Annotated in this window: 13 protein-coding genes; 2 read left to right on the forward strand and 11 right to left on the reverse strand. The window is 53.4% G+C overall.

Annotated elements, in window-relative coordinates; all coding sequences use genetic code 11:
• Window positions 1–30: 30 nt before the first annotated feature.
• The 4 genes from tnpB to GHO25_RS02785 all read right to left on the reverse strand — a co-directional run bounded on the left by tnpB (window position 31) and on the right by GHO25_RS02785 (window position 2,643).
• Window positions 31–366: an IS66 family insertion sequence element accessory protein TnpB gene (gene tnpB, locus GHO25_RS02770; protein ID WP_135288348.1), complete on the reverse strand. Its 336-nt coding sequence runs from the start codon at window positions 364–366 to the stop codon at window positions 31–33.
• Window positions 363–680: a transposase gene (locus tag GHO25_RS02775; RefSeq protein ID WP_153389844.1), complete on the reverse strand. Its 318-nt coding sequence runs from the start codon at window positions 678–680 to the stop codon at window positions 363–365. The genes tnpB and GHO25_RS02775 overlap by 4 nt, the downstream gene beginning before the upstream one ends.
• Before the next feature lie 543 nt (window positions 681–1,223).
• Window positions 1,224–2,045, reverse strand: a complete 822-nt coding sequence (locus GHO25_RS02780) for a ubiquinol-cytochrome C chaperone family protein (RefSeq protein WP_153389845.1) — start codon at window positions 2,043–2,045, stop codon at window positions 1,224–1,226.
• Window positions 2,035–2,643, reverse strand: coding sequence for a helix-turn-helix domain-containing protein (locus GHO25_RS02785; RefSeq protein WP_153389846.1), 609 nt, complete (start codon window positions 2,641–2,643; stop codon window positions 2,035–2,037). Before GHO25_RS02785 ends, GHO25_RS02780 begins: the two co-directional genes overlap by 11 nt.
• 139 nt (window positions 2,644–2,782) lie before the next feature.
• Here GHO25_RS02785 and GHO25_RS02790 point away from each other — a divergent pair, with 139 nt between their 5' ends.
• Window positions 2,783–3,190, forward strand: coding sequence for a hypothetical protein (locus tag GHO25_RS02790; RefSeq protein WP_153389847.1), 408 nt, complete (start codon window positions 2,783–2,785; stop codon window positions 3,188–3,190).
• A gap of 70 nt (window positions 3,191–3,260) precedes the next feature.
• On the opposite strand, the gene GHO25_RS02795 is transcribed toward GHO25_RS02790, so the two are convergent.
• The 6 genes from GHO25_RS02795 to GHO25_RS02820 all read right to left on the reverse strand — a co-directional run bounded on the left by GHO25_RS02795 (window position 3,261) and on the right by GHO25_RS02820 (window position 8,964).
• Window positions 3,261–3,719, reverse strand: coding sequence for a competence protein CoiA family protein (locus GHO25_RS02795; RefSeq protein ID WP_153389848.1), 459 nt, complete (start codon window positions 3,717–3,719; stop codon window positions 3,261–3,263).
• Between the two features lie 228 nt (window positions 3,720–3,947).
• The gene (locus tag GHO25_RS02800; protein WP_153389849.1) at window positions 3,948–5,699 is read right to left on the reverse strand and encodes a UvrD-helicase domain-containing protein; all 1,752 of its coding nucleotides are present in this window, start codon (window positions 5,697–5,699) and stop codon (window positions 3,948–3,950) included.
• Between the two features lie 43 nt (window positions 5,700–5,742).
• Window positions 5,743–7,647 carry an ATP-dependent endonuclease gene (locus GHO25_RS02805; RefSeq protein WP_153389850.1) on the reverse strand — a complete coding sequence of 635 codons (1,905 nt, stop codon included), beginning with the start codon at window positions 7,645–7,647 and terminating at the stop codon, window positions 5,743–5,745.
• A 412-nt stretch (window positions 7,648–8,059) separates the two neighbouring features.
• Window positions 8,060–8,269 carry a restriction endonuclease gene (locus GHO25_RS26800; protein WP_372240918.1) on the reverse strand — a complete coding sequence of 70 codons (210 nt, stop codon included), beginning with the start codon at window positions 8,267–8,269 and terminating at the stop codon, window positions 8,060–8,062.
• The gene (locus GHO25_RS26805) at window positions 8,172–8,438 is read right to left on the reverse strand and encodes a restriction endonuclease (RefSeq protein ID WP_178109957.1); all 267 of its coding nucleotides are present in this window, start codon (window positions 8,436–8,438) and stop codon (window positions 8,172–8,174) included. Before GHO25_RS26805 ends, GHO25_RS26800 begins: the two co-directional genes overlap by 98 nt.
• A 223-nt stretch (window positions 8,439–8,661) precedes the next feature.
• Complete coding sequence (locus GHO25_RS02820) at window positions 8,662–8,964, reverse strand: hypothetical protein (protein WP_153389852.1); 303 nt, start codon at window positions 8,962–8,964, stop codon at window positions 8,662–8,664.
• A gap of 502 nt (window positions 8,965–9,466) precedes the next feature.
• On the opposite strand from GHO25_RS02820, the gene mdlC reads away from it, so the two are divergent.
• Complete coding sequence (gene mdlC, locus GHO25_RS02825) at window positions 9,467–11,098, forward strand: benzoylformate decarboxylase (protein WP_153389853.1); 1,632 nt, start codon at window positions 9,467–9,469, stop codon at window positions 11,096–11,098.
• A gap of 57 nt (window positions 11,099–11,155) precedes the next feature.
• On the opposite strand, the gene GHO25_RS02830 is transcribed toward mdlC, so the two are convergent.
• Window positions 11,156–12,631: a cytosine permease gene (locus GHO25_RS02830; protein ID WP_048387572.1), complete on the reverse strand. Its 1,476-nt coding sequence runs from the start codon at window positions 12,629–12,631 to the stop codon at window positions 11,156–11,158.
• Between the last annotated feature and the right edge of the window lie 16 nt (window positions 12,632–12,647).

Below are 12,647 nucleotides of genomic sequence, written 5' to 3' on the forward strand. Positions count from 1 at the left end.
CTGCTGATCGATGTATGTCATCCATTTCTCTTAATGGTTACGGATGGCTCCGTCAGACCCAAGCCATTGCCAGGGAAGACCGACCACCAGTGCATGGAGCTGCTCAGTATTTAGCTCCATTTGGTCACCATGCCGATTACTCGGCCAGGAGAATTTTCCTTGATGTAGACGGCGTGCCGCCAGCCAAACGCCCAAGCCGTCGTGCACCAACACTTTCATGCGGTTGCCTCGGCGATTGGCAAAGAGGTAAGCGCAGTGCGGCTGCGCCGCACCGAACACAGACACGACACGCGCGAGGGCTTTCTCGGTGCCGGAGCGCATATCCATCGGTTCGGTGGCCAGCCAAATTGCGTCGATGCGGATCACGAAGCAAGTCCACGGACAAAACGGACACATCCTTCGGGATCGGAAGACGGCCATTTCACCGTGATAGTTTGCTCGCCAAATGGCAGCTCGATGATCACCGATGACTCGACCTGTCTTTTTGGGGCGACCTTTACCGGAACAAACGCCGGCAGGGTTGCGGGTGGTTGATCTCGAAAAAGTGGCAGCCACTTACGGATCACATTGGCATTGATGCCGTGACTGATGGCCACGCTGGAAATGGAGGCGCCGGGTTGCAGGCATTCCTGGACAACCTGGGCTTTAAACGACTTGAGGTAAGAGCTTCGTTGGCGCATTTAAGGGCTATCGCGTCCGCTTAAAAATAGACGGACACCATCGCCCTTAATTTGGGAGATCGGTAGGTGTGTTCACTGGTCGCTTACGGAGTTCCCCCCAAGGCACTACAAGATCGCGTGCCCCGTACTCGAAACGATGATGCATTGGAGCTGGTCTATTCGGCGCAAGCCGATCCAAGAATGGCAAGAAACGGATGCAAGCATCCTTCTCCAGGTTGATGAGCTCGCGGGCACCTTTTGTGCTTGCGAGCTTGCAAACGACGAGGCCTGCAGGAGTCAGAGCATCCCTGACGACAGGGCGTTCGTCATGAGCTCAACAAACGCTCGAATCTTGGGCAATGGCCGTCGACTGGATGGCCAGAGAATTGGGAATTCTCGATGATCTTGGACGTAGCTTTCGAGCACGGGGACAAGCCTGCCCTCCTCAACCATAGAACGAATGAGTCACCCCTACGGCAGTAGGTTCTTAATTTAATTGTCCCAAGCATTACCTTTCCTAGAGATGGGGAGCGCACCTCCCCATTTCATGTCTTTCATTGGTGATTAAGCAGCCGCAGCGTTGCCGCATTCTGAACAGAAGCGTGCAGTGTGGGCAATTGGATGCTGACATTGGCTGCAAGTTTTCACTGTGCGCAACATGATTGCCTTCTGACGCATGTATGCCAGTTGCACCACACATGGAACCGTTACCCGATAGGCCGGACTGGCCAGATCTGCAGCTGTCCACAACGCAGTTATCGCCCACCCGATAGGCCCAATCGCAACACTGATGCTCCTCATGAGCTGGCCGGTAGCTACAAATGAAAGTCCTTTACCGAGTATGGCCTTGGCTATGGCGTTGGCTACGATCGCTGCGATTTTGTAAGTCGCAAAGCCTCCGGCTTTTGCGGCACAAATCGCGGCAATCGCCGCTGCTGGGCCTGCAGTGGAATAGCTCGCGACGCCCAACTCATCCAACACAGCTTTGCGTTCCGCGTCAGTCATTTGCTCGAATGCGCGAGACAGAATTTTCCCAAGAATCTCCTGCTCCACCACGTTAACGGGATCGTGTGCATGGTTGACCTTAAGATGCTTAGCCACATCGTTGACGATTTCGTCATACGCGACTCCGTCCTTGCGGAACAAGTTGAGCAGCGAGTTACCACCGAACAGACGAATCTCTCTTGCGATTAGCTGGTGATCAGCATCTTTGTAGCGGCCTGCATCGCGGGCAGCCACAAGTCGTTTGCAGACGTCACCATCTAGGGCCAGGCGACCTTCCCCATTGTCGGTGAGGTAATTCACAACTGCGCTGATGTCCTCAACATCGGAGACCGACAGAATCGCCTCAATGCTGGAGGTCGACAAGATTTCATCAAGATTCATGGGTTGCTACCCGGTCAATGATCCGTGCACCCATCACGATGCACAGCGGTAAAAGATGCGTGTAGATGCCTTGCTCGAAATCGGGATGCGCTGGCATCGCAGCGGTAGCAAGAATGCCTTGCTGTACCTTCCTTCCCAGGTTCGAATCAGAGCGATTCTCAATCCCCACGTACTTGGCCATACGCAAAACAGTCGCCGCTCTTGTCAAAGGGCGATTGTTCTGCTCATTGCCCAGTGCTTCAATCATGGTGCGGATGGACTCATTATTCCGAACATGACCGACTTCAAGCAGCGCACGTGCTAACTGCAGCCAGTCCTCCTCACTCATCAAGAGCAGCGCCGGAGAAATGTTTAGCGCAGATGCCAGTCTACAGAGCGTTTCGAGGTCAGGATTGGCATCGGTGTGTTGCGTCAGGTATTTGCTGATCGTTGATCGCGCGATGCCTGAGTCATTCGAGAGGTGCTGCTGCGTCAGCTTCTTTGGCTCGCCGGTCTCGGTGATGCCTGATACCTGCATAGCACGGAGAAGGTTCGCGCTCAGCCCGCGCTGGGTTTTCTTGAGGATTTCGCTTCCTGGTGCGATAGCGTCTGTTGTCATGCGGCCATATCCTTGATAGTGGCACAATGATATCGTTAACTTCTGGGCTGTCCAGTTCGAATGTCCTCTGGCGCGGACAATTGGCAATCCATGCGCACTTTGTAGTGCATGGCGGACAATGTGAGCGCAGGTGTTAACTATGGATGGAAAGTTAAATAAAGTCTCTGACATGATCTTCATGGACTTGCTACCACCTGGTAGCGAGCTCGTTAAGGAAATGAATATGACTCACGTAACACTGTCGCTTGACTTTGAAAATGCGAATGCTGTTCGCAAGAAAGCTTACAAGTTTCTGGCCGAAAAAGAATGGGTTAAACTAGATAGTGTCGACACTGTTTGGGCGATTGAATATCCAGAATTGAATTACAAAATTCCCGAGAATGTCCGTAAAATTCATTACGACATAGCAAAAACGCTAAAGCAATGTGCTAAAGATCTGGAGATAGAGCGCATCAATTATATTATCCAGGTAGGTGACCGTGGGGCGTTCCAGCGTCAAGTGACCTGCAAATATGGGGTCGCTGAAGAAAAGGCTTACGTTAAGTAGGAGATTTAAAGAAAGGAGTTGCTCTCGCAACTCCTGATGTTCTGATAGCACATCATGTTATCCATGTATTTCATAACCAGCCTTTCAGAAAGAAGCCTTGACTATCGTGCGATAAAAAACATGAGTCCTGCCACATGGCAAAACTCACGCATTCTGGTTTCAAGTACAATAGAGCAGAGCCGCACTTTCGTTGATAGATCAACTCACTTGCCGAAAATCCAACTCGGCCCATGGCTAAAGATTGACTGTTTAGGACTGAACTTCGCGAATCATATTGCAAGCAATGATCACCTGCTGAACCTAGGTGTGTTACCTCCTGCCACTCCACTGGAAATCGATTTTTCCATCCACGATGCCAGGCCGCCTCATTCTCCCACCAGGGATCGCAGCTCGAGCGTGATTGATTCGCCCAGTGCCAGATCACGCGCTTGCCACATTTGGATATCACTTCCGACTCACAGGGTGGGCAAACGCCGCGTAGTTTTGGCTCGACTTGCACCCTTGTACCGCCTACAAAGGCGTATTTCATCTCGCACTCCCTTTATAAGTAATCTCTCAGGCGTGGGTTCGTGATCGCAGTTTTCTTCTTGCCACACCAGAGCGTCGGTCGCACAGGCATCTTGGAAAGGTGTAAACCTATTTTCTGAGCTGTAAACCAAATTAGTTAACAGGTGAACAAATAGGTTTACACCGACTCTGGGCGCCGCCGGCGTCGCCTCCCAAATATGAGCACCACCAAGCTAGCCCGGCGCATCGCTCAGGGAAGTTCAAAGCCTAATTCGGCCAATGCTTGGCGCTCCTTTGGCTTCAGTCTTTTCACCGCCCAGATGAGCATGTCTCGGGGGCGGGAGCTTGCGACGTAGGCGAAACGTGCGGCTTCAGATTCGCGATCAGAGAGCCAGTCGGCCCAGTGGGATTCGTGCTTGCCTCGGATTTTGGAGGACACAACCACGGTGACATCGTGCGTCTCGCCTTTGACCTGGTGAATAGTCTCGTAGCGTAGTGTCTCCGGTGCTCCATCCTGGATCTCCTGGCTTAAAAGGCGTATTGACACCGGTTTGTTGCCCTCTCCACGCTGGGCGACGAGATTAAGCCCTCTCAACGCCAGCAGTTCCTCCCGTATTTCGTCGGGCACGAAGCCTTGATCTGGTAGCTGTCGGAGCGCGAGCTTTGCGGTACGAACCCATGCCGTCCATGTTTGGTTAGCGTCGCCGGCGCCATTGGCGACCAAGAACTGGAGGCTCTGGTGGAGGAATTTGCGCCAGCTCAATTTGGACTCCATTGAGACCGGGCAATAGGGCCCTGCTTTTGTAACTTGCAGCTGGAGCTTCCCTGCCAGCCAGTAGGCAAATGTTCTCACACTCACTTTGAAGTCACTCAGGCTTCCTGAGCTGGCGCCGATGCAGGAGACTGCAAGTAACTCAATGCCTTCGAAGGTCTTCCCGTTGCGCAGTCGTTGGAGGGTCGTATGCCCTCGCGCAACCATCACGACCTTACCGTACTCCGTTGTCATGGCGCGGATCGTTGGCAGAAGCTCTGACGGACAGTCTACGTACTCGAGAATCTTGGGCTGGATGGAGGCGATTTCAGGATTCCCGGAAACCTTTCCAGTACCGACGATGTTACTGCAAAGGTCGACAATGGCTTGGCCGCTTCGCCAGTTGGCTGTCAGCTCGTACTGCTTGAACTGGAGTGTCTCCATCAATTGGCTGACATTGGCTGGATTCGACCTGCGAAAGCCGTAGATCGACTGATTGAGATCGCCGACAAAGTGGAATTTAACTCCTAGCACGCTGAGCTTGCGTACGATCATCAGTTGTTCGGCGGAGAGATCCTGGCATTCATCCACGATTACCACTGGGAAGCGGCGGGCAACACGCGAGAAATAGCCATCGAAGCGACGTTCCTTGAATGCCATGAGCGCCAGCATGTCGATGTCAGCATAGGTCGCGTAACCGGCAAGCCAGAGTCGCCTTTTGGTAGCTACGAGATCAGCTTTGATCTCATCAGTGATCTCTGCGTCATTGAGCTGCTGATCGAACCTTCGTTCACCCGTCGTAAACTTGAACCGGCCTGCTTCAAGATCGTAGTTGTACCGGCAGGCTGACACGCGGCGACCACAAATCCGCTGCCGGGACTGGAAGACATCTGCTTCCCTCTCAAGGATCTGAATACGGTAATCGCCCTCCTTGCCTGGATAGCCCGTCAGCTCGCTGGCGATGCTGGCCACCAACCTGGTTAACACGAAGCTGTCGAAGGTAGATATGCAGTGCGGTAAGCCGATTGGCCCGCCCAAGTACTTGTGCACCCTGCTCCGGAGCTCGTCGGTCGCGCTGTTAGAAAATGTTAGAACAGCGATACCCGAAGGGGAACGTGACCACGCCTGAATGGTTTGCGAGACCATTGCAGCCACCACCTCGGTCTTGCCACTACCTGGGCATGCTTTCAGGTAGCTGTGCTGATCAAGCGGCGCTGCGATGTATTCCAACTGTTCCTTGGTGAAGTTCATCGCCCGGCATCCCTCGGCCTCAAGCCTTCAGATCTGACCCGGGTCATTCGGCTTGTTCCTCGATTCCGCAGGCCCATAGGATGGCTAAGCGGATGTATTCCGGTACGACGAAGCCATCCCTCAGGTTAGCCAGCGCGTCCGCAAATGCCTGCGCATAGAACCCCTTGCCAATTTCTTTGGTTTCGATTCGATCAAGCATGGCATTCGCGTACGGCGCCCTCTCCGCTGAACTCATGGTCGAGTAGTCCAACTCCGCCCGCCTTTTCAGCTCCCTCACCACTCCCCCATCTTGCACAGGCCAGATACTGGCCGCAGTTGTCGACATCAATTTGAGGTTGTTACCCTCCATCGCGATGTCGTACTCAAAGGTCTTGTACATACCCACGAACAACCTGCCGTACTGCGATTGGCTGATCGGCGCTATCAGCGCCAATGCTGGATTGTCCCCTACCTGGAGGTCATCATCATGAGGAAGGAACGGTACAGGAACATCTTTACCGTCCTCCCCCTCAACCGACCGGATAGATTTCGGGGGGTCATTGTCAGTAAGCCCTGCACACCTGATCGGGACATTCTCGCCCCGCTGATCACCTGTGACATCGCAAAACAGCTGCATGAAATGATTGAAGTAGATGCCGCCGAGGTTGATCACCGAGACGCCGTAGTCGTCCAGGCAGTTCTTCCCCTCTCCGTAGGGGCGCAGGACAATACGCGCCAGCTCTGGCAGTACCATGGCCTCAGCAATTCCTTCCACGAGTAGTGCCCCTTTGGAGAAAAGGAGGTTTGATTTTGTGACGTCCAACCAGCGATCCACAAAGCGGCGACTGTTTTCAGGAAGGCCGCACGCGCTGAGCGGTATAGCAACTGGCCTGGTGTCGTTGGAGATGTGGATGAGGTGATCCAGAGAGACGGCAGCGGAGATGACGGTCGAGTGCGTGGTGATGATGACCTGGATACCGCGCTCTTCAGCCACCGTTTTCAAATGCCGAAGCAGGCGCAGTTGAAGCTGAGGATGAAGATGCGCCTCTGGCTCCTCGATCAGCAGGAGCCGCAGGTAGGTCTCTTCGCCTCGATCCTCCTCTTCCTCCAGGATCAGTTCAGCCAGGATCGATGCGATGTACAGGAGGTTGTTGTAGCCAAGGCTGTTCTCCTCCAGCGATCGGAACTGGGTCGTGTCAGCCTCGCTGAGATTAGGGAAGTACAGAAGCCGCAATCCCTCCACGATCCGGGAGAAGCTGACCTCGGAGAACTGAATCATGGTGCCCTGAGAGAGATTGAGCCCCAGCGCTGCCTTCAGGTTGTCTCCGATTCGCTGATTGGCTTGTTTGATCGCAAATTCGTCGCTCTGTGAAAGCTCACGATTGAAGTTTCCGACATGCTCTTCCAGCGGGTGAAGAGTCTGTGCCCTCCTAGCCGCAGCAAGATCCTTTCGGCAGAGGGCCTTCATGAGTCGGGCAAGGCGGGATTGGCGTCCTTCGCGAAGCTTGTTCTCGGCGTCACGCAGCGGAGGCAGGTAGATGCAATGGATGTAGTCCAGCGTCTCGGACTCAAACGGTTTGGCATTCTCGTGACCTGCGTAGGTGTGGTGCCTGAAGCGACCGCGAGACTCTTGATTGCGCGCCTCAAAAGTCAGCTTGGCCTCGTCATGATTTCCACACCAGGATTCAAACGCAATGGCGTCCTGATCATCCAGACCTGAAAACGTCGCCTGAATCTGGATGCTTTCAGCAGCGACCGCGCCCGCCTCAAAACCCCGGTAAAAATCGCGCTCACTGATGATTCGCTTGCCAGACTCCGAGTCGTTGAAGAGCTGGCGCACTGCACTGACCACTCCAGTCTTGCCGGCCCCATTCTCTCCCACGAGCACGTTCAGCCCGTCTCGAAACTCGATGGTGAACGGCTCACCAAAGCATTTGAATCCAGTGACATCCAATTGCCGTAGATACATGCGAATCCCTTCTAGTGGCCGGTTACCAATGCAAATGACGTGACGGCCGGACGTATCTGGCCTGCAGGTTCACGCAAAGTAATTGCGCAATGATGTCATTGTGATATGAATCGAGCAACCTCTGTACCGAAGCTTCAACTGCAGGAGCGGTTGGTACGGAAAAGAAACGCGATCCAAGGTTGTAGAAGCGTTTGACACTAATAACATCGATAAGGCATTGCGACAGGTGCGGCGATAAGTGCATCGGCTTGAGTAGGCGGAGCGCAGTCTGGTGGGACGACTGTACTCCGGATATCAACCGGACTTTAGTTTCACACAACTTTTTTCGGTGCGTACAAAAATCTAAAAAATCACTGATTTTGAGTGGCCGTGCATGAGCGACCAAGTATTAGGTAGTACTTCTCTAGATTGACTATTCCCAGGATTGTTCGAAAAAAATCTTTTCTACCCAAACTTTAAAATCATCGCTATCCACCCTGCCCAGTAAGTAGCGCTCACGCTCTACACGCTGCAAGGCGTCGCGCTTAAGGAAGTTGGTAGTAACGATAATACCTTTTCTCGCTTGATACTCGTTCCGAACGTCGGCTAGTTCTCGAATGGTAGAAATTACAACTTTCTCGATATGCGATTTCTCTTTGTTTGCCACAATGCCTTAAACATGCTGCTTCACCCGCATCCTTAATGGCGACCACATCTAGGCCTCCGCCCTTAATGCCTCGCATGAGTTCAATCTCGTACCCTTTGGCCACCAATAGTTCAGAAAACAGAATCTCAAACTCACGCCAGTTCAAATCACCTAGTGCCAGAAGATTTCTATGTGGTTTGCTGAGTAAACTCAGGCTGGGTGAGTATTCCGCCTAAAAGACTTGAGTGCTAGGAATAATTAGTGACGGAGATTCGAATATGTACTCGCTATAAAGTGGTATTTTCCGTCGTGCTCGTACTTCCAGCTTTTTGTTTTATGAGCAAGCGGTATCTGCGAGATGAATTACATTTGTTTGGCTGTACTCAATTTCAAAGCTGTGTCGCAATTTGTAGGGCTTGAGTTTGATTGCGAGCAGCTTCGTAGATAATTAAAAGTACGCCACCTTTCGATGCACACTCTATTAATGAGCTATGGATGGAGTGCTGCCCCAGTTTCTTAAACGTAAGTGATATTTCATTGCTAGATTGACTGAAGGTGGATGGTGAAGCTCGATCAACCATGATTGGCCTTGAACTCAACCTGTTGATCAATTGCCCTGATTGGATGTAAAAATCTGAAATAAAGGCAATATATTCAGCTTGGCCACTGTTTATTTTTTGCGGCAGCTGCATGGGTTGACGCAACGATTTTACTCTAGCTAAGTCCAGCGATGAGAGTATTTTTAGGGGCATTGGAAACAGCAAATTGGTTGGCGAAATCTCTTTGCCAATTACTTAAGTGAGCGTCTTGAAGTTGCAAATCGCTGTCCTTTTTCGATTATTTTTATGCTCAGCTACACGTCTGGCTCTAAAGCACTCGCGGTTGAGGCTTGCAGTCAGGGCTTGACGCAATTCCTTATTGCACAACAAACCTAAAACTTTTTTACGCAAGCGCAAAACACTCTGCTCGCATTCACACTGCGGGCAGTTGTATTTCCATATAAGGAACACATCTTGCGCCCCTTACCCACCCAAACCATTCGTCGCCCCCACCCCCACTACCCCCCTCTTCGCCTACCCTCCGTTCTGATCACCGCGCAGTTCCAGCGCTGGCTTGTGGTGAGCACGCGCGAAATAACTACCCTGCCCATCAGCTATTTCGCAATGTCTTCAATCTGAATTGATCGGAGTTTCCATGACAGGCAAAACCGTCCGCGATGTGACGTATCAGTTGCTACGAGAGCTGGGGCTTACCACGATGTTTGGCAATCCTGGCTCGACTGAGGAGACCTTTCTCAAGGATTTCCCGGCAGATTTTCGCTATATCCAGACCTTGCATGAGTCTTCTGCGGTTGGCGCGGCGGATGGTTTTGCGCAGGCCAATCGGCGACCGGCGATCGTTAACGTGCATACCAGTGCCGGGTTGAGTAATGCCATGAGCAACATTTTGACCGCGTTTCAGAACAGAACGCCGTTGATCATCACCGCGGGCAACCAAACCCGGGACATGTTGCTGATGGAGCCGTGGCTGACCAACGTTGAGCCAGCTCTTTTGCCCAAGCCTTGGGTGAAGTGGAGTTATGAGCCGGTTTGCGCCGAAGATGTCCCGGCCGCGTTTATGCGCGCTTACGCCATCGCCGTGCAGCCGCCGGCCGGGCCGGTGTTTTTGTCGATTCCACTGGATGATTGGAACAAGCCTGCCAAAGGCCCTGCCCTTGTGCGCTCGGTGGCCACGCGAATTGCTCCGGATCCTGAGGTGCTCAGCGCGTTTGCTCAGGCGTTGTCCCAGGCCAGTAATCCGGCGCTGATTTATGGTGCGGCCATCGCCCGTGGTCAAGGCTGGCCGCAAGCCATTGCCCTGGCTGAGCAGCTGCAAGCCACGGTGTACGCCGCGCCTGCCTCTGAGCGCCCTCCTTTCCCGGAAAGCCATCCGTTGTATGCCGGCGGCTTGCCTTTTGCCATTGCGCCTTTATCGCAGAAGCTTGCCGGCCATGATCTGGCCATCGTCATTGGCGCTCCGGTGTTTCGCTATTACCCCTACGTTGCCGGCGACTACTTGCCTGCGGGCTTACGCCTTTTGCACATCACTGACGACCCCAGTGAGGCAGCCCGTGCACCGGTCGGCGACAGTGTGCTGGGGGATGCGGTCCTGTCACTGGATGCCTTGATTGCTCAGGTCAAGCCGCGTCCTGTTGGCAGTGCTGCGGTCAAGCGCCAGGCACATGGCTTGGCTCCGCACCCGGCAGCCACGCACGCAGAAAGCGCTGATGGACTGTTGTCATCACTCAGTGTGTTCCAGGCCCTGCGCGCTGCAACGCCCGCCAATACGGTTCTGATTGAGGAGTCGCCTTCTAATCTCGCAGAGCTGCATAGCGCATGGCCTGTGGACCAGCCCGACTCGTTTTATACCTTTGCCAGTGGCAGCCTGGGCTGGAACCTTCCGGCCAGTATCGGTATTGCGTTGGCTGAGCGTGACAGCGGGCGTAATCGCCCCGTGCTGGCGATCATCGGCGATGGCTCGTTCCAATACTCCATTCAAGGCTTATGGACGGCGGTGCAGCACGAATTACCGATTCTCTTTGTCGTGCCTCGTAACGGGCAATACGGGATTTTGAAATCCTTTGCCGTGCTGGAGCAAACGCCGAACGTGCCGGGGCTGGATTTGCCAGGCCTGGATTTTGTCGCTCTGGCAAACGGCTATGGCGCCCACGGGGTGCGCGCCAATACCCTCGATGAGATACGCAAGGCCTGCAACGAAGCCTTCACGCGGAACGTGCCAACGGTACTGGAAGTGCCGGTGCAAGCGACCATACCGCCGCTACTTTGACCTGCTCCGGGTATTAAGTCAGAGCACTCAGTCCTGGGTGCTCTGACATTTATTAACTCAAGCCGCGTCTGCTGCCGGCCTCGGCCCATCGTAATCGCCAGCCGGCTGCCATTGGGTTGGCATGTCCTGCGGAAAGCTCTTGAAGTAGTAGCGGCCCTTCGTCGCCAGGCTGAAAATGACGTGCAATACCGGTCCCACCAACATGGCGATGAACGAGGCGTAGTACATCGGGTAAGCACCCAGAATCCCGGCGGCGCCAATTGCTACGGCGATCAACAAACTGAATACGCCGCACGGATTCCACGAGCGCAGGTGCTCACGTCGGAACTCGACGAAATCAGTGGGTGCCAGGTTGAATATCTTCCGGCAAACCAGGTAATCGGCAAGGATGATGAACACCCACGTGTTAGTCAAAATTCCGGTGATCGCGAGGAAGGTGCCGGTGTACTGAAGCACATTGCACACGTAAAACAGCACGCCCAGTAACCAGACCAGCAGCATCCACCACTGTCTGCCCGGACGATAATTGAACGTCATGTCCATGGTGTTGGATAAGGCGATCGAGCCCGAATACAGATTGAGCACGTTGATACGGATTTGCGTGACCACGGTGAAGATCACACCCGTGAGTGCGATCACAGTCGGGAAGATAAAACCTGGGTCCATAGCCTGAGTCAGCTTGTCACCCTGAGTAATGTGCGGGATCAAGGTGTAAGCCAATAGCGCTCCGCACAACATGACAGCGACCATAGGCACCATCATTCCCAGCATGATGGTGGCGGTACCTTTGTGGGTGATGTTCGGTTTGGCAAATCGTCCGTAGTCTGTAGCCAGCAATCCCTGGAAGACAATCTGCCCGTTAGCCATATTCATCACGGTCCACAGCGCAGTAGAACTGTTTTGACTTTGGGGCAGCCAACCGGAAGGACCGACCACTTCATAGTTTTGAGTCAACTGATAGAGGCAAAAACCGAACAGCACCATAAAAATGGGTACACCCCACGTTTGTAAAAACTGCATCGACGACATGCCTTTCCATACGAACCAAATAGTCACGATGCCGATGCCAGCGAAGATTGCGACGCCCCCCCACGAACTGACTTCTACTCCTGCATAATGTGCGATCGCATGGGACACGATTGTGCCTTCGAACAAGAAATAGAAAATGAAATTGATTGCGTAAATCAACGAGGTAAACGCCGACCCCATATAGCCAAAGCCCAGTCCTCGTGTCAGCAAACTCAGTGACAGTCCCTCTTTAGCTGCCAACTTCATAACGCAGGCACCAATAATTGTTGCCAGCACCACCAAATAGGTAATTGGCAGCAGCATCGTCGGCCATCCCACTTGGTAGCTCATATCGGCGCCTAAGCTGAACCAAAACATGGCCGTCGAATTACCCAGAAGAACCAGAATAATCGCCGGGATTGGCCAGCGATAATGGCCGGGTACACGCCCCACCGCATAGTCTTCCACAGCCTCCGCTTCGGTAATGTCCTGGGGGCCTTGAAACCATTCTTTGAACTTGCTCATGGCGTTCACCTCGTTT

The sequence above is a fragment of the Pseudomonas sp. FSL R10-1350 genome (genome assembly GCF_009600525.1).
Classification (GTDB): domain Bacteria; phylum Pseudomonadota; class Gammaproteobacteria; order Pseudomonadales; family Pseudomonadaceae; genus Aquipseudomonas; species Aquipseudomonas helleri.